Source organism: Chitinophaga sp. 180180018-3 (assembly GCF_037893185.1).
Classification (GTDB): Bacteria; Bacteroidota; Bacteroidia; order Chitinophagales; family Chitinophagaceae; genus Chitinophaga.
Window position 1 is genome coordinate 6,655,611 of the sequence record NZ_CP140772.1, and the last position, 16,470, is coordinate 6,672,080.

Here is a 16,470-nt window from a genome sequence, read left to right on the forward strand (position 1 = left end):
ATCAGTGTCCGGCCTGCTGTGTTAACCCGCTGATAATGCTGCGTCGGGTTTCGAGCAGGGGTTTAGTCAGTTCCCTGGCCTTTTGCAGCACAGGTAAACTGGCGGTACGGGGAGAGCCTTCCCTGAATGGAGGAGCCGGATTATACTCCAGCTGCAGCTGTACGACTTTCGCCATTTCCTCTCCGCCAACGATCGCCGTCAATGTGAGGCCGAAGTCGATGCCCGCAGTCACGCCTCCGCCGGTGATCCGGTTTCTGTCTTTCACCACTCTGTCATCAATAGTATCTACCCCAAACATCCGGAGTAATTCCAGGGAGCGCCAGTGAGTCGTTGCTTTATAGCCATCGAGTAATCCTGCTGCAGCGAGCACCAGTGCGCCGGCGCAAACAGACGTAATGTACTGTGCTCTGGCAGCCTGATTACGGAGAAATTGCAGTATAGCCTGATCTGTGAGCAGATGGTTGATTCCTTTGCCGCCTGGAACGAAGATTACATCCAGCTGTGGGCAGTCATCGATACTGAGTTGAGGTTGCAGCTGCAGGCCCCCTTCTGCAGAGATCGGGCTGATAGTGGCCCCAACAGTAAGTACATCAAAACAGGGCGCTTTCACAAACACCTCATAGGGACCGGTAAAATCGAGGATAGTCAGCTCAGGAAAGAGTAACATACCTACTTTTAATTTCCGCATAGACGATATTTTAATGCCGCACAATGGTAAGATGCCGACCTGAAAACAGGGCGCAGGAATAATTGGTTTTACACCCGATGCTGTTCGTAATGATGCGGCGGCGCAGCAGCCTGCAGCTGTTGTATTTCTGCAGTTGTTAGTACCGGTGCTGTTACCGCTTTCAATGCCTCCGCCAGTTGCGCTGGCGTACGTATGCCTACGATAGCGCTGCTGACAGCAGGTTGTTGTAAAACAAAGCGCAGAGCGGAACCGGAGGCATCCCTGGCAGCAGTGCTGACTGATTGCACCGCTGCAGCTGCGGCTGCCACCTGTTTTTCCGAATGATCCAGGTAAGGCGCCGCGGGTTTGCTGATCAGCAATCCTTTTGCTACGCTTCCTCTTGCCAGCACGCCGATATTATTCTCCTGAAGTAAGGGGAAACAATATTCCTCGGGGCGGCGGTCGAGCAGGCTGTATTGCATCATTACGCTGACGATATGCGAGCGTTGCACATATTCCCGGATTACATTAGGCCGGATAGAAGATATACCATAGTAGCGGATCTTCCCTTGTTGTTTCAATAATTCAAAAGCAGCGATGGTATCATCGATCGGATCTTCGAGGGTACCACCATGCAACTGATACAGATCGATATAATCCGTTTTCAGTCGTTTCAGGCTTGCCTCTACCGCCGACAGGATGTATTCCTTCCGTGGGTTCCAATCCCAGCCACTGCCATCTTCTCTCCATTGGTTACCGGCTTTGGTGGCAATGATCACCCCGGTTCTTCTTTGCTGCAGGGCTTTCCCCACCAATATTTCATTCTGGCCATGATCGTACAGGTCGGCAGTATCGAAGAAGTTAATACCCTGATCGGCCGCCTGCTGAAGCAGGTGGATATTCGTTGTTTCGCTGCCGCTGAGCGACATACAGCCGAAGCCAATTTCGCTGACAGAGAGGGAGGATCTTCCGAGAAGGCGGTATTGCATGATAATCGGGTTTACTTACGTTTCAAAGATATTGATGTATGGCAATGATCACGAAGTTATATCCAAATTTTCATTTTCTGTTGCCTTGTGAAAGAGCGGGCCGCCTGGATAAACAGCCCTTTTCATCAATTTACGTCCACCCTAAAAGTATTTTAGCTTTTTGATCGCGATTGAGACTGTGGGTATTTTTGTCAATAATTGGGGCCGTCTGGATAAACAGCCCCCTTTTTTAGTATGTCCGATCCATCGTGAAATTTCATTTGCACAGCTGAGCGGGAGCGGATGAAAATCAGGACCATCTGGAAAGATGGTCCCTTCCTTTCCCAAAATCAAATTGTACCTATGAAAAACTATCATATAGAGAAGACTGTAGTTAGCAGTCTGAATTTTCTGTTATGGACTGTTTAAAAAAACAGCCCCTTGTTTCCGAATCAATCGCAGCATAAATCAGTTTGTACTTATTTACACTACAGGTTCAACATATGGCGTTTCAACATTTATCTGGACAATATACCTTTCCGGGGTATATTGGAATTTTCTGTATAAGGACCGTCTGGAAAGACAGTCCGGGGAGTTAAAGCTTCCATTGTGTATGTTACATTCCAATAATTCTTTCATAAAAAAGTTTTGATGGATTAAAAGGGGGGACTACCAGGAAAAGCGGTCCCGTTTTGCTAAGCGTTGCAAAGACTTCAACTAATTATTCCTCTCAATTTCCAGGAAAAACCGGACCGCCTGAACAGACAGTCCTTTCTTGTATGTACTATCACCCCATTTGTGAATAGCATTTTGTATTGGGCAATTTTTTCGGGAACAAACAACGGCATGTGATTATATTCCTGCGTGCAGCAGCAAGCACCTTTCCTGCTTCCGACGAATACCTGGCCAGCTGATCACTCAAACGGCTACACGTAATTACTATCTGCCGAAAATTGACTGTTAGTTCAGTGTAAATAAGAAAAGATTGTGATGGTAATGCCCCAGATAGGTGCATGTCTGAAAATGTCGGTTAAACAAAAAAGATTGCATACGGTTACTTTTTCAAAATAAAACATTGGGTTTACGGATATCTCTATAAAACATTGGATTTACGGATATCCCGCTGTATAAATTGGTTGGCTAACCTTACCAGGTATAAATCGACGGTTAATAAAAAAATAGGCTACTATAATGCTCAGACAGACTAAAAAAGATTTTGGTAGTATTGTCTAACGATTAATGATCGTTATAATGCAAAGGTAATACGCAGGATATCAAAAAAACACGGGATTTCCGGCAATTGTATCAATGAACAGGGATGAACAATCCAAATTTTCATGAATGAAGTAAACCGGAGTATTAGTCACCGGGTAACCTGCCGGCAGATTTGCGGCTGTCATCCACACTGCCAGCTCACCCGATACAGCGACTGAAACCGGCTGCATTTTTGCGTATAATCTGTTTTCAGTTAAACTCCGCTCTTCATTTACTGTCTAATAATTGACTGAAAAATAGCGGTATTGAAGAGAAGATTACCACTTAATGTTAAGAAAAATGAAAAACAGATTTTATATACTGTTTGTGCTGATAGGCCTCCTGGGCACAGTTACAGTTGACAGTGCATACGCTCAGCGGGTGCACGCCGGAGGTGGAGGAGGCCATTACAGTGGTGGTGGTGGCGGCCGCGTCAGCAGTGGTAGTTCTCACTTTGGAGGCAGTGGCCGCGTATATGCAGCCCCCCGCATGTCTTCTCCCAGAGTAGTGGCCCCGGTAAACAGAGGTTATTACTATCATGGTTACCCTAGCGGACGCGTTTACTACGGACGTCCCTGGTACAGATACAGACATTACTACCACCCATACTACTACCCTCCACTGGGATTTTATGTTTCTACCCTTCCTTTCGGTTATTTCTCATTGGGTGCAGCCTTTGGTCCAATGTACTATTATGGCGGTACCTACTATGAATCTACCGGCGACGACAGGGGTTACAAAGTAGTAGAAGCACCCATTGGAGCTGCCATACCGGATCTGCCGGAGGGAGCACAGGAAGTACAGGTGAACGGTAATACTTATTACGAGCTCAATGGTACTTATTACCAGGAAAGCATGACCGATAACGGCAGACGTTATGTTGTGGTTGGGAAAAATGGCAAAATAGGTGACCAAACCGTGACAATTCCGGATAATCAGGGAAATCCTTCCAATAATCCCAACGCTGGTAATAATCCTGGAACAAATGTTCCGGAATCTGACAACCTCCTTTCCAAACTGCCGGATAATTGCCGCACCGTGAACATCAACGGACAGCAATATTACTTATCTCCGGATGGAATGTATTATCAGTCTGTGCTGAACAGCGATAATACGGTTGCCGGGTACAAGGTAGTTGGTAAAATGAACGCTGATAATTAAGTCTCCTTAGTAGTATTCAGTTAGCGCATACGCAAAAAAACGGTCTGCTTCCTTAAAAGCAGACCGTTTTTGATTTCAGGCATCTCTGTTACCAGCTGCTGCTGGCGCCGCCGCCACCCGAAGAACCACCTCCCCAGTCAGAAGAGGAGGAAGAGGAGTCAGATGAAAACGACGAGCTCGAAGAAGAACTTCCGGAAGAAGAGCTGGAGATCTTCGGAATGGTAAACATATAATCGTGCTTGTATTTACAGGCGGCACATTCATATTCCTTCACGCCCCATCCTTCAGACGATGTGGTGGCTCTTTGTTTTGTAATGGCTTTATAGCATTTATAAGTAATGTGATTACAGGATGGGCACTCGGCCATAGAAGTGCGAACATTGGCGTAATCGAGCACAGTGTGTGTATGACAGGAGTTACACTGCCATACATCATAATCCACTGAATGCAGCTGTTCTTCTATTACCTGTGCCTTATCGAGATAACGGTTATCTGTTGCTTCATCGAGTTTTTCCATGGTTGCCGAACAGTTCGGGCACTGATAGGGATCGTTCCGGAGATGTTCCAGCCGGTTTTTCAATGCGGCCAGCCATAACCAGAGATAAGGTAAAGGGAAGATATAGCGGGCAGGCGCGATATCCCGCTGCACGATCGCCAGTTTCCCCCATTTCCCGTGGCGATCGCTGTTCTTCAGCATTATGGCTGCGCGGGCCGCAATAATGAGGATGGCAATGTGAATGAACAATACCCAAACCAGGTAGTATATCAATGATACCATCAGAATACCAACATCCATATGCCGTTGTATTGCCAGGAAACCGATAACAGCCCAGGCGCCCAGGTTGAGCAGGATCATGCCTGTAATACCGGGGTGCAGGAATTCGTTCGGCAGATCGTTTATGGTAGCAGGCGATTCATCTTTGCTCTTCTTTTTGAGTTTTTTACCGAAGAAAATATTCATCATGACTGCTGTAATAAACAGCCATACCAGGATTGTCCAGAAAGAAATATTGCCGCTGAAGCTATTGGAAGCATTATTGCTGAATTGCTGAGGTGCCGAAGCAGTAGTGGCACTTTCGGGGATGGCGGCTTCCTCTTCCCGGGCGGAATCTGCCATTTCCGTGATGGCTGCGGCAGGCGGGGCCACTGTTACCGGATTGAGTGCTACCAGGGAAGTATCCAATGCAGGCTGGTCGGGCAATTGATCGTAGGCATAGTTGCCATTATTAAACAGGGAAGCCACAGATTTTATTCCTTCGATAAAACCCGCATCATAGTCGTGTTGTTTGATATGCGGGATCATGTAATCCTGTTGTATGCGAAAGCAGATGACATCCGGCAGATCTGCCTCCAGGCCATAGCCTGTTTCAAATTCCAGCTTACGGGCATCTTCCACCATCAATATCACGAGGCCGTTATTCTTTGCCTTATCGCCCGGCTTCCAGTAATTGAACAGCCGGTGCACAAAATCGCGGGTATCATTTTGTCCGATGCTGTGCAGGACTACTACTGCTACCTGGGCCTTGCCGGAACGATCCAGTTCCGCCAGCTGCTGATTCAGCTGGCTCACGGTTTCGTCGGAGATCAGGTGATCAGGATTGCTGACGTAGCCACCACCGTTTTTCTTGGGGTCGGGCACATTCTCCACACCAAACGATTGCTGCCGGGTATCATGACAGGATAACCAAAAAGCAGACAGCAATAAGAGGAACAAACTTCTGTTTAAAACGTGTATAAGATGCTTCATTGGCGGAATTCTGTCTCCCGAAGATATACTTATTTAACTTTTTCTTTAACAGGAAAGCGGTATTTTACCCTTATGAAGCCCATACTGGTCATAGTATTATGCTGTTCTACCACCTGCATTTTTGCGCAGGCCCCGAAAACTGATACCTCCATTAAGCCGCCTATACAACTGAAACCCGTACATATCATAGAATATCACTTCTTCAGGGATTCAGTGGCATTCAGAGAGGAGTATGCCAGGGAGATCACTTTCCGCCGTCACAAATGGTATGAAGTGTACCAGGGGCTCAGCCTGAATATCCATAACCTTTACCAGGTAATGCAGTTTAAAAATAACCGGAAGAAAGTGGCTTTCAGAAAGATGTTGCTGGCAAAGGAAGAAGAGATGTATGTCACCCGGAATTATACTCCATCACTGGTTAACAAAGTGACTAAGCTGGATGGCGACAGCCTGCAGCTCTTCATGCGATATTATCAGCCGGAATATTCTTTCTTTAAAACGGCATCTGATTACGACATCTATCTTGATATCAGACAACATTACCAGGAGTTTCTCAAAAAGCGGGATAGTTTGCCGGGGCATCCGTAAATGTGATTTCTTTGCACTGCGTGCATTTAAAATACTATATTTCCATATCTGTACGTTTTACTGGTTCAGACTCTTATTGGTGGCTCTGATAAAGATTGCCTAAATTAGTGATCCTAAACCAGCTAAAGCTGTTAGTTTTTCAGATTTTCAATATAGCACACATGAAAAGGTTTTTCATACTGGTGGCCTTCTTCGTTCCGGTTTTACTATCTGCCCAAACGAAGCTCAGTCAAAATATCATCGACGATTTTTCGAACCGGGTGGCCGCCCATTATCAATTGCCCCACGATTCCATTACCGGCTATATCGCCGAGCAGCTGACCCGCAGTGGTAATGCCGGGCTGGATATAGATTCCACCATTTTTGACCTGAAGAAGGATCCTGTTGCATTTGATGCAGCGCTGAAATACCTGTACCAATACAGCGATTGTAACCGTCAGCGTTTTATTACAAATCTGCGCAGCATGAACCTGCAAACCAACAGTGTATTCCCGATCGCAACTTACACGGCCAATAAGTATAAGAACGATACCAAAGCATTACTGGACGATAAAAAGGACTTCCTGGCTACCTACGCAGGACCGGTGACCGGAAAAAAGCCACCGGCTACTATTGCAGAAGTAGCTGCAGCCAACAATGCTGCCGCCAATGCACCGGCTACCACAGGCAGCGCTACCGGCAACACTCCGGCGGAAAGTGGCAGCACTACCGCTGCGAACCCCGAAGCACCTGCTGCGGATACCCGCAACTGGGAGGTACGCCCGCTGTTCCAGGTTCGTACGCCTGAACAGCTGGTTGAAATGTATGGCGCAACCAACGTTACCCAGCACGATGCCATCAACCTCTCCGGCCAGAAAGACGGGGAAGCCTACCTCATCTATCCGGATACCGACAACGAGTTAGAAGTGCAATTTGACGGCGAAAACGGAAATATCGTAACATTTTCCCACTACCCTTCCAAATGGAAATCGCCTTATGGCATCAAAGCCGGCGATCCATTAGACAAGCTCAATAAGGTAAATGGCCGTCCTTTTAAGCTGAATGCTTTTGAATGGACCAATGGCGGACAGGTTACCAGCTGGAATGGTGGCGCCCTTGACGGCAAAAACGTCATCATTGTGCTGAAAGCCAATAATACCGGCGATCCCAAACAATACGACCAGGTAACCGGCGATAAAAGCCTCCGCTCTGACCTGCCTGTCCTGAAAAAACTGGACATAATTATTGAATCCATCGCATTTAAGGGGGCAAATTAACAGCCGGGTATTGTAGTTTTCAATCCTGCTGATTATCTTGTTCTAATGAAAAAGCTGTTATTAACCGGCGGCCTGTTTTTGCTGGCCTTTATTGGTATTTCCACTAACATGAACGGTCAAACGAAGAAATATCCATCGCTGAACCATATGGCCCTATATGTCGTGAATCTGGAGCGAAGCACTGTTTTCTACCGCGATATAGTTGGTCTGGAACCGATGGATGAGCCATTTAAAGATGGCAGGCACAGTTGGTTTAAGGTAGGTTCGCATAGCCAGGTACATATTATTTCCGGAGCTGCTGCTGCCGTGGCACACGACAAAAACACGCACCTCTGCTTCAGCGTTCCATCCATGAGCGAATTCGTACCGGTATTGAAGAAAAATAACATCCCTTTTGAAGACTGGCCAGGCAAAGCCGGCTCCATTAATAAACGGGTAGATGGCGTACAGCAGATCTATTTCAAGGATCCGGATGGGTATTGGATAGAGATTAATGACGATAAATATTAGCGTTAGTCTTTTTGTAGTCGACCGTCTTGCCCCCCTACTTTCGCTGGCTTCATTGGTTTTTCCAGACCAAAGTTTGATGCTTATTTCACTCCCTGTATAGAAATAGGATGGCGGCTCCGTCAGGAAGCATGGAATTATAGGTTTGCCACTGAAGGTGCGAAGCGTTGCCTTCAATTTGGCTTCGACGTATTACATTTACCGGAAGTCTATTCTTTTACATCAGCACTCAACAAACGCTCTGAAAATGTCATGCAAAAGATCGGCATGCAAAAGGAAGGAGAATTTGAACACCCCGGAATTGAGGTGGGGCACAGGTTGAGGAGACATGTACTCTACAAATTATGAAACAGTGATTTTACTGATCACAGCAGCTGGGAGCTATTGATTTTTTCCTTAAATTCATAGTATGTCATTACTGCTGAATGTTCCTGTTTCGGAAAGAGAATCTGCTGCGTCTAAAGGCGCGTTATGGGATAACATTGCCCAGGCATGGTATTTACCGGAAAACCAGTACGACAGGCTGATGGAAGTAGACAAATGGATTCCGGGAAAAAACCCTGCGATTATTTTACCCAGTGAAATTACGGTTGTACATGCGCACCGCGTTTGCTGGAAATGCGGGCATCCCAATCGTGTTATTGCGCTGGCGGGGAATTATTTTTTTGAGAAAGATATGAATGAACGCGACGAATCCGTGTGGCTGGCACAGGACTTCTTCACCTTATTTCAGCAGGTGACCCTTATTTCCGAGAACCTGCAGGATTTTCTGAAAGATAATTATCCTCATTTCAGGCAGGGCAGGTTGCCGGATAAGTCGGGGCAATACTGGCTCAACCATTGCGAATCCTGTAACGGCATACAGGGCGACTGGTTTTTATTCGAAGAAAACGGGAGTGTGTTCAATCCTGTTAACAAAGATGCAGCCACGCTGCTACTGATCAAAAACTATCATCTGAAATACGCGCCGATGATAGATGCGGTATATACCCTGGGCGATCACCTGAGGATTATCAATGAATTTGCAGAGAGAACATAGCGGTATGCCAGGGGGTTCATACTGCCCTGCGCCGGAATGAACGGCTGGCGCGCTGTAACTTCTCTCCATTGTATTCTTCTGCCAGCTGCAATCTTCTTAATCCTATCTTCACATATTCTTCCTGGCGTTCGATACCGATACAATTGCGCCCCAGTTCTTTAGCGACTGCGCAGGTGGTGAATGTACCGGAAAAAGGATCCAGGACCCAATCGCCGGGGCGGGAACTAGCCCTGATAATGCGTTCCAGCAATGCCTCCGGTTTCTGGCTGGGATGATTTTCATATTCGTTCATACGATAACGTACCCGCGCAAAGTCCCATACATTACCGGGAACTTTCTCGGCATTGTATACGGCGGGCGCTGTTTTCCGGTAATCGATCAGCTTGCGCCGGGCTCCTGTTTTGGCTTCCACTAAAATATCAGCTGCATTGAAGGTGTAGTTGGTCTTATCTTTTACACCATACAGAATGGGTTCATACATAGAACCGAAGTATTTCCTGGCCTGTACACCGGAGCTGTCGTAGCTCCATACAATGCGCGAAAGAATATGTATTTTATTTCTCAGGTAGATATCAAAATAGGGCATGAACTGTGTGGCGGTCATCACATAGAAACTACCACCCGGCGAGAGTTTCTGCAGGCAAAGATCTAACCACTGGTAGCACCATTGCAGGTATTCATCTTCCGATTCCCATTTCTCAATATCTCCGCTAAAATTTTTACCAATATTGTAAGGAGGATCAGCAAAGATCAAATCAACACTACCATCCGGAATCAGGGTTTGCAATGCCTGCAGGGCATCACCGTGGATAATCTTATGGTTGTTTGTGCCGAGTAAGTTCATCAGATGCTAATTTAAAGAATTAGGGATTAGGAATGAAGAATGAAGAAACAGCGCGAAGACCTTTCGGAAAATAATTTATTTGCTGAGGTCTTCGCGCGGTTTCTTCATTCTTCATTCCTAATTCCTAATTCTCCTCAAAATATGCTTATCAATGTAAAAACTCCCAAATGGTATTACGCAGGCCAGCAGTACCTTCCAGGTGGTGGTACTGAATTTCCACCTGTAGGCGACGCCAGCACTTAGCGTGTTGAAGATGAAGAGCAGGAAAAGTGCGCCGTGAATGGGCCCCATCAGGCGCACCATGTGAGGGTTTCCGGAAAAGTATTTGAGGGGCACCGCTATGAAAAGCAGTACCAGCAATGAGATTCCTTCGAGGATACCGATCAGGCGGAGGCGACCGATCTGCGTTTTAAATAATTGCAGCATGGTGATGTATTTTAAGTTTAGTAAATGCGGATATAAGGCCGATGTGCAAAGGGAGAAAACGGCCAGGGAATGGCCAGCAGGATCATCAGTAGTGCAGCCGCAAACCAGTAAAGCATTATGCGGTATTTCTGCCGGTCGATGGCGGCGCGTTTACCGGCAGCAGACCCAATAGTGATCATGATCACCGCCAGCAACATCAGGGCAATATGCAGGTATTTGAAGAAAGATATTTCCCTCACCACCGCCGGATTATCAATAGCAGCCGGCGATAGTTTTACTATCGGGCTTTGGAAGTAAAGAATCATTCCGATGGTAAGTTGCAGATGCGCTAAGGTGGCCGTCCAATGACGGATACGATTAGCCGCCCCCGTGAACGGGCGCATACGGAAATATCCTCTCGCAGCGGTATAAATGGCATAGAACAGGCTTAGCAACACCAGCCAGCGGGTGGCCGAGTGCAGCCATAAAAGTACGGCATACATAAAAAATACTAATTAGTATGTTTTTGAATAAAAAAATTTACTTCAGCTTTTGCAGGTAAGTTTCGAATTCCTGCAGATAGGTTTTATAACAGCTTTTACCAAATACTTTCCCCATGTTGCGGATCCCTCCGTAGCCGGAGGTGATGAACAATGCCGCCTGTTGCGGGGAGATATGTTTCCCCACACGCCCCTTCCGCTGTCCTTTTTCCAGCACGGCCTGAATATGCTCCTGCCATTGCAGCACCAGCTGCAGGAGCGCCTTTCTGAAATCTTCATTCACGGGCGACATCTCATCAATCAGGTTAATAGCCGGACATCCGTGTTCCACCTGGAAAAACGGATCTTTCAACAGCAGGTGTTTCATCATCTGATAAATGGCATCCAGGGGATCACCCGCTTCCAGCAATGGCCTGATCAAAGCGGCATACATGCCGGGATACACGACTTCTTTGATCATTGCCAACCCCATTTCATCTTTGGATTTGAAATGATAATAAAAAGCACCTTTCGTCACTTGTGTAGTGGCAATTATATCATCGATGCTGGTGGCCTGATAACCTTTTTTATAAATCAGCTCGAACGATCGCTGTAATATCATCAGCCGGGTAGAGGCTGCCTTGTTCGACATAAAATACTAAGTAGTATGTTTTGCAAACATAGGTAAAATAGTCATTATCAAAAATTGTTTTTGTGGATAACGGGAGAAGAGAAATGCTATCGTAGTGCTCCCAATGTGAAGAAATCGAAACTTCCGCCTGTGCCGGCGGTTTTCCCATATCCGCGGATCACGTTCCTGATCCGTGCGGCGGTAGTGGTATCTGCATAGTCCATCATTTCCACCAGTATGAACCGGCGTTTGCCCTGATCCTGCTTATTCAGGTTAAGCACCGCATGGGCAGTGGATCCGGAGCCGGCAAAGCAGTCGAGGATGATGGCATCTTCATCAGGTGGTACAACATAACTGATCAGTTTTTGTAATAATACGGTGGGTTTCTTTCCGCTTCTGAAATCCACTCCGCCTTCATGCCTGATGTTGCCAAAATCTTCTGCATAGTTTTCAAAGTTGGGAACTGGTACCGTTTTTTCCTTTGCTGTAGTACCGGTTATATCGTTCGGCACTCCCTGGTAATACATCCCTTTTGTAGCGCCGGCGCGCTTAGGCCCTGTAAAATACCGGAAAGGATATTGATCGTTGCCCAGGCCCCAAACCTTATACAAAGTGCCCAGGCCATCGTGGTGCTGTCTGCCACTCAGGTAGTCCCGGAAAAAACGGCCGGAAGAATTACCGTCCAGTATCTTTCCCGTAGCCCATATGGGTTTCAGATGATCTGCAGAAGGAGTTTCCTGAATAATTTCGTAATCATTTTTCCGGAAGATATCTACTTCCTTATCGCCCAGCCTGATCCGGTCGGGCCTGCCTTTTTCGATTATCCGTGTGTTGAATTTCGACAGGTCGTAATACTGTCTTTCTCTGAGCAGCCTCGTAGAAGGTTGTTTCTTGTATACATACACTACTTCCATCAGCTTTTGTACGTCCCTGTCTTCCACCAGGGTTTTGCCGGCAAAGCGCACCTGCAGGTACAATGGCGCAATGAGGTTAGAAGCACCAAATATCTCATCACAAACCAGTTTCAGGTTAGCCTGTTCATGATCATCTATCGATATAAAAATAACGCCATCATCGGCCAGCAGCTGATGCAACAGTTTAAGCCGGGGATACATCATGCAGAGCCATTTATCGTGCCGGCTCAGATCCGTTCCTTCCTTCCCCACTATCTGATGCAGCCATTGGCTGATCAGGGGATGATTGACATTATCGTTATACACCCAACTTTCGTTGCCGCTATTGTAAGGAGGATCTATATAAATGCACCTGATCCGGCCTTCGTATTCCGGCAGCAGGCTTTTCAGCGCTTCGAGGTTATCGCCGTATATAATTTTGTTACCACTGTGTACAGGCGTATCCGTCTGCCCTTCTTCCGCAGAGAAACCGTACCTGTGCTCGAGTGTACGGCAGGGCACTTCCAGGTGATGGTCGACAACCTTGTCTTTTCCTGTCCAGTTTAGTGTAGGCATATTTGCTCTTTTTTGCCTGACTCTTGTCCATGGAATTAAGATGAGTACAAAGACTCACGACAAGTATACACAAAAAAAGACAAGTTGCGCCACCTATTATTCCACCATCACATCCTTCGTAGCAGATACGAGTTTTTTGCAGGGATTATTGATAAACATATCCAGGAAATTAGCACCATGGCCGCCCAGCGAGGGCACATGGCCCTGGTTGTGAATCAGCAGTAGCTGGCTGTTGGGCAGGTACCGTTTAATCAGCCGGTTGTAAAAAGGGCGACACCAGGGATCTGCATCACCGGTGAAAATCAATGCCGGCACATTCGAATACACCGGTTCTTTTTCCCCGGCAGGCTCCCTTTTTACATTCCAGCAATCGCATTTCGTGGTATCGGGGTCGTTGAATGTAAAATCCGCGAGCCAGGGTACCAGTTCGTTCTGTTTCCGGATCAGCTGTTTGCTGGCAAAGGCAATCTGCTCAGAGCAATAGACCGAATACCTCATGCCCAGCGCGATGCGTTGATTACCGGCAAAGGCTGCATCCACCACTTCTTTCACATAAGGGGCATGCTGGCCGTTGATGATCTGGTACATCACAAACGGCACCGTTTTCAGGGATCTGCCGTTCATCCTGTCCAGCAGCGCATCCATTAATTCGTTTTTACCATACCGGATGGTGAAGGTATCCTGACTGTTATTCTCCGAATAGCGGAAGGAGAACATTTTGCCGGTAATGGATGTAAAGTACTGGTGGAACTTTTCACGAAGCCCTGTGTATATAGGGTTACTCGTGGAATCAGTCTCGCAGTTATCGAACACCTGGTTGAATGCCTCATTCATATTGAGCAGGGCATGCTCTTCATAGTTGACGTATCCCGGAAGTGGTGAGTTCAACAGCAGCAGCGACACGGCTTCCGGGTGGTGGCGGGCTACGGAAAGCATCAACCCGCCACTGTACGACATGCCTATCAGCATCAGCGAATCGAGGTGTAGTGCTTTGCGCAGATCGTTGATATCTGCTGCGCTTTCGAGTGTGGTATAGGACGACAAATCAATTCCCTGTGCGGCCAGCCGTTTCCGGCAACGCTTTATTGCTTCCAGTTCCAGACTATCTTTCGGGAGGTTTTCCCGGTAAGCTTTTCGTACAGCCGTGGTTGTTTCCGGGCAATCCAGGCAGGGAATGGCTCCTTTTACGCCACGCTGGCTGAATATAATGAAGCCTCCGTATCGCAGCAGCTCCGAGCCGGCGCCGATGCTGTCGAAGTTGGCGATAGTGCTGTAGCCCGGGCCGCCGGTAGTCATGAGCGCGATATGTTTCACGGAATCTGCTTCTGCCTTCCTGACGAAAACAAATGGTATCCTGACAACGGGACCGGCCGGCCGCCGGCGGTTTTCAGGCACTACCAGGTAACCGCTTTTTGTAATCAGCTCCGGAGCCGTTCTTACCGGAGATGGCATTGGTTCGATCCTGGGCTGATAGCCCTGTGCCCTTGCAACAAGCACAGCGAATAATGCACCCAGGTATATCAAAACAATTCTCATACTGATTTTATTGCAAAGTAAACTCCGGCCGGGGTTTTCCGAAAGTAAAAATCGGACAATCAGCGGTGGAGATAACTGGAGAAATGCTGCCCCGTGAAGTTCAGCACATCTTTATAAAAATGACTTCTGTCGTAATAACCATAGTCATGCGGAGAAAAACTGGCGGCATTTTTCGTATAGCCAGTTAATGCAGTACGGGCGCGGGTAATACCCAGATACTTCTTAGGGCTGGTTCCTATAATTTTCGTGAAATACCTGTACAGGCTTTTATCTGTCAGATACAGTTGCCTGGCCAGTTCTCCGTTACCAGCCTCCATACCGGAACCGGCAAAAGCATCGATGGTACGATGGATACATTGCAGATAGTAGTTATCTTTTTTCTGCTGCACTTCCAGCTTTTCGTGAAACAGGCTCTCGAATAGATTTATCCGGTCGGCCATGCTGGCGGCATTCCTTAATTTCCTGACCATACCGGCGGGAATGATATCCTGTAGCGGAACTACATTGCTGCCAATACGGGTTTGGCTGATACCGAAAATAGTTTCAAAACCACCCGGATGGAATTTTACCGTGAAAATATTGTCGCTGGGCAGATTTTTTCGCTCCACGATTTCATTTCTCAGCAGCAGGATATCAGTTTGCTCGTCTATATGTAATTGTTTCCGCCCGTTCGCCAGCAGGTAGGGCGTTCCGAGGTTGATCCAGATGGTAGGAGTATAGCTCGGAAAAAGCTTCACCGTAAAGGTTTCGCTTTGAATAAGCCGGTGGGTTTCATCGAGAGAGGTTTCTGAGAAAAATTCAACATACGGGTGCAGGGCGCCTGCCGGCGTCTGAAATTTGTATAGCTGCCTGATATTGTCAAAAATTTCGATCATGGTCGTTCAGATTCCCGGACAGGAAGATATAAAATTATTGGCAGTGAGCCCTGGGTTGGTGTATAGGTGGGATTTGGTGAAGAGGAACGGAAAAAATACCTTGCTGTAAATTTGTTTCTTATATGGCCCAGGACGATTGCCGGCACGAATCTGCCTCTCACGCGGAGATTCAGCAGAAAATTGATCAGTATGGCTGTTTTATTACCGTTGTGCCTCCCGATGGCCACCTGCCAGGTTTCGCATATACAACGGGATTATACCAGCAATTCAGACATCCTGAAATTATCTGCTATGGCTTCTCCCCTGGTACAGCCGGCTCTGTGCTAAACGATGCCTGCGGTCTCATAAAAAATGGGCAGGTATTGACGCCAGGCCGCCATTACGATGAGTTCCTGAAAAACTACCCGGTACAGTTTATACCTGTAGAACACGTTTTTTACCGGGATCATTTCGGAGTAACGATGGATTTCTATGGCAATGATGCGTTTCCGGTTCTTCAGATGGTGTGGCCCGACAGACAATCGTTCTTTCCCTGGGACACTGAGTTTGATGCGAGCGTGAAATTTGAACAACCACTACTGGACAGGAATACTGATTTCAGGTTTTTTGAAGAAAGAAATGTGGCCGTATTCACAACATCGGAAGTATTAGAAGGAGCACCCATCTTATATGTTTATCATGATGAAGAAGGAGACTGGCAATTTCACAGTGAAGCAGAGCCCAATATGGATCACGCCAAAGTAGTGAGCCTGGATTCTATGGTTAAAAAAGATCCCACCCTCAACGAGCTTTATGATCTGACGTACGGGCATAGCGCCTGGCGAGCAACGCCCGATTCTCCATGGGAACGGGATTGATGATCAGCAACAGAGAAATTCCGTATATTTCCTATGTCATCTACCCTACAAGATAAATTCATAGCAAGTTGCGGAAAGCATGAACATCGGCCAGCAAATATTATTTCTCATCAGTGCCCTGGGCGGCCTTAACGGCATTTTACTCAGCCTGTATCTTTTTTTCAGGAAAAAGAGTCGGTCGGTCCCA

16 protein-coding genes are annotated in these 16,470 nt (G+C 47.0%); 6 read left to right on the forward strand and 10 right to left on the reverse strand.

All coding sequences use genetic code 11. The features are described from left to right. Position 1: 1 nt before the first annotated feature. Together UNH61_RS26095 and UNH61_RS26100 are read right to left on the reverse strand one after the other, a co-directional pair. Complete coding sequence (locus UNH61_RS26095) at positions 2-688, reverse strand: DJ-1/PfpI family protein (RefSeq protein WP_326994956.1); 687 nt, start codon at positions 686-688, stop codon at positions 2-4. 68 nt (positions 689-756) lie between these two features. Further along, positions 757-1,656 (reverse strand): aldo/keto reductase, encoded by a 900-nt coding sequence (locus tag UNH61_RS26100; protein WP_326994957.1) that lies wholly within the window; start codon positions 1,654-1,656, stop codon positions 757-759. A 1,533-nt stretch (positions 1,657-3,189) separates the two neighbouring features. On the opposite strand from UNH61_RS26100, the gene UNH61_RS26105 reads away from it, so the two are divergent. Then, positions 3,190-4,050 (forward strand): DUF6515 family protein, encoded by an 861-nt coding sequence (locus tag UNH61_RS26105; protein ID WP_326994958.1) that lies wholly within the window; start codon positions 3,190-3,192, stop codon positions 4,048-4,050. An 88-nt stretch (positions 4,051-4,138) separates the two neighbouring features. Here the strand turns inward: UNH61_RS26105 and UNH61_RS26110 are convergent, their stop codons facing one another. Then, complete coding sequence (locus tag UNH61_RS26110) at positions 4,139-5,797, reverse strand: TPM domain-containing protein (protein ID WP_326994959.1); 1,659 nt, start codon at positions 5,795-5,797, stop codon at positions 4,139-4,141. Positions 5,798-5,869: 72 nt separating this feature from the next. Between UNH61_RS26110 and UNH61_RS26115 the strand changes: the two genes are divergently transcribed. The 4 genes from UNH61_RS26115 to UNH61_RS26130 all read left to right on the forward strand — a co-directional run bounded on the left by UNH61_RS26115 (position 5,870) and on the right by UNH61_RS26130 (position 9,187). After that, complete coding sequence (locus UNH61_RS26115) at positions 5,870-6,385, forward strand: hypothetical protein (protein WP_326994960.1); 516 nt, start codon at positions 5,870-5,872, stop codon at positions 6,383-6,385. A gap of 161 nt (positions 6,386-6,546) precedes the next feature. Continuing rightward, complete coding sequence (locus tag UNH61_RS26120; protein WP_326994961.1) at positions 6,547-7,641, forward strand: hypothetical protein; 1,095 nt, start codon at positions 6,547-6,549, stop codon at positions 7,639-7,641. A gap of 45 nt (positions 7,642-7,686) precedes the next feature. Further along, positions 7,687-8,151: a VOC family protein gene (locus UNH61_RS26125; RefSeq protein ID WP_326994962.1), complete on the forward strand. Its 465-nt coding sequence runs from the start codon at positions 7,687-7,689 to the stop codon at positions 8,149-8,151. Between the two features lie 406 nt (positions 8,152-8,557). After that, positions 8,558-9,187 carry a DUF5710 domain-containing protein gene (locus UNH61_RS26130; protein WP_326994963.1) on the forward strand — a complete coding sequence of 210 codons (630 nt, stop codon included), beginning with the start codon at positions 8,558-8,560 and terminating at the stop codon, positions 9,185-9,187. Positions 9,188-9,203: 16 nt separating this feature from the next. On the opposite strand, the gene yhdJ is transcribed toward UNH61_RS26130, so the two are convergent. The 7 genes from yhdJ to UNH61_RS26165 form a co-directional block, all read right to left on the reverse strand. Continuing rightward, positions 9,204-10,031: an adenine-specific DNA-methyltransferase gene (yhdJ, locus tag UNH61_RS26135; RefSeq protein WP_326994964.1), complete on the reverse strand. Its 828-nt coding sequence runs from the start codon at positions 10,029-10,031 to the stop codon at positions 9,204-9,206. A 117-nt stretch (positions 10,032-10,148) separates the two neighbouring features. Next, complete coding sequence (locus tag UNH61_RS26140) at positions 10,149-10,457, reverse strand: DUF3817 domain-containing protein (RefSeq protein ID WP_326994965.1); 309 nt, start codon at positions 10,455-10,457, stop codon at positions 10,149-10,151. Between the two features lie 17 nt (positions 10,458-10,474). Then, positions 10,475-10,939, reverse strand: a complete 465-nt coding sequence (locus tag UNH61_RS26145) for a hypothetical protein (RefSeq protein WP_326994966.1) — start codon at positions 10,937-10,939, stop codon at positions 10,475-10,477. Positions 10,940-10,976: 37 nt separating this feature from the next. Further along, entirely contained in the window at positions 10,977-11,567 is a 591-nt protein-coding gene (locus tag UNH61_RS26150; protein ID WP_326994967.1) for a TetR/AcrR family transcriptional regulator, read from the reverse strand. Positions 11,568-11,653: 86 nt separating this feature from the next. Beyond that, complete coding sequence (locus tag UNH61_RS26155; protein ID WP_326994968.1) at positions 11,654-13,015, reverse strand: site-specific DNA-methyltransferase; 1,362 nt, start codon at positions 13,013-13,015, stop codon at positions 11,654-11,656. A gap of 96 nt (positions 13,016-13,111) precedes the next feature. Then, positions 13,112-14,551 carry an alpha/beta hydrolase gene (locus tag UNH61_RS26160; RefSeq protein WP_326994969.1) on the reverse strand — a complete coding sequence of 480 codons (1,440 nt, stop codon included), beginning with the start codon at positions 14,549-14,551 and terminating at the stop codon, positions 13,112-13,114. 59 nt (positions 14,552-14,610) lie between these two features. Continuing rightward, positions 14,611-15,426, reverse strand: coding sequence for a helix-turn-helix domain-containing protein (locus tag UNH61_RS26165; RefSeq protein WP_326994970.1), 816 nt, complete (start codon positions 15,424-15,426; stop codon positions 14,611-14,613). 122 nt (positions 15,427-15,548) lie between these two features. Here UNH61_RS26165 and UNH61_RS26170 point away from each other — a divergent pair, with 122 nt between their 5' ends. Further along, entirely contained in the window at positions 15,549-16,283 is a 735-nt protein-coding gene (locus UNH61_RS26170; protein WP_326994971.1) for a DUF4262 domain-containing protein, read from the forward strand. Positions 16,284-16,470: the final 187 nt, after the last annotated feature.

What these genes read in the sequence shown, in the direction of transcription:
- UNH61_RS26160 (WP_326994969.1), bottom strand. Translation starts at nt 14,551, where the DNA reads ATGAGAATTGTTTTGATATACCTGGGTGCATTATTCGCTGTGCTTGTT.
- UNH61_RS26130 (WP_326994963.1), top strand. Translation starts at nt 8,558, where the DNA reads ATGTCATTACTGCTGAATGTTCCTGTTTCGGAAAGAGAATCTGCTGCG.
- UNH61_RS26100 (WP_326994957.1), bottom strand. Translation starts at nt 1,656, where the DNA reads ATGCAATACCGCCTTCTCGGAAGATCCTCCCTCTCTGTCAGCGAAATT.
- UNH61_RS26155 (WP_326994968.1), bottom strand. Translation starts at nt 13,015, where the DNA reads ATGCCTACACTAAACTGGACAGGAAAAGACAAGGTTGTCGACCATCAC.
- UNH61_RS26140 (WP_326994965.1), bottom strand. Translation starts at nt 10,457, where the DNA reads ATGCTGCAATTATTTAAAACGCAGATCGGTCGCCTCCGCCTGATCGGT.
- UNH61_RS26150 (WP_326994967.1), bottom strand. Translation starts at nt 11,567, where the DNA reads ATGTCGAACAAGGCAGCCTCTACCCGGCTGATGATATTACAGCGATCG.
- UNH61_RS26120 (WP_326994961.1), top strand. Translation starts at nt 6,547, where the DNA reads ATGAAAAGGTTTTTCATACTGGTGGCCTTCTTCGTTCCGGTTTTACTA.
- UNH61_RS26170 (WP_326994971.1), top strand. Translation starts at nt 15,549, where the DNA reads ATGGCCCAGGACGATTGCCGGCACGAATCTGCCTCTCACGCGGAGATT.
- UNH61_RS26165 (WP_326994970.1), bottom strand. Translation starts at nt 15,426, where the DNA reads ATGATCGAAATTTTTGACAATATCAGGCAGCTATACAAATTTCAGACG.
- UNH61_RS26115 (WP_326994960.1), top strand. Translation starts at nt 5,870, where the DNA reads ATGAAGCCCATACTGGTCATAGTATTATGCTGTTCTACCACCTGCATT.
- UNH61_RS26105 (WP_326994958.1), top strand. Translation starts at nt 3,190, where the DNA reads ATGAAAAACAGATTTTATATACTGTTTGTGCTGATAGGCCTCCTGGGC.
- UNH61_RS26110 (WP_326994959.1), bottom strand. Translation starts at nt 5,797, where the DNA reads ATGAAGCATCTTATACACGTTTTAAACAGAAGTTTGTTCCTCTTATTG.
- UNH61_RS26125 (WP_326994962.1), top strand. Translation starts at nt 7,687, where the DNA reads ATGAAAAAGCTGTTATTAACCGGCGGCCTGTTTTTGCTGGCCTTTATT.
- UNH61_RS26095 (WP_326994956.1), bottom strand. Translation starts at nt 688, where the DNA reads ATGCGGAAATTAAAAGTAGGTATGTTACTCTTTCCTGAGCTGACTATC.
- UNH61_RS26145 (WP_326994966.1), bottom strand. Translation starts at nt 10,939, where the DNA reads ATGTATGCCGTACTTTTATGGCTGCACTCGGCCACCCGCTGGCTGGTG.
- yhdJ (WP_326994964.1), bottom strand. Translation starts at nt 10,031, where the DNA reads ATGAACTTACTCGGCACAAACAACCATAAGATTATCCACGGTGATGCC.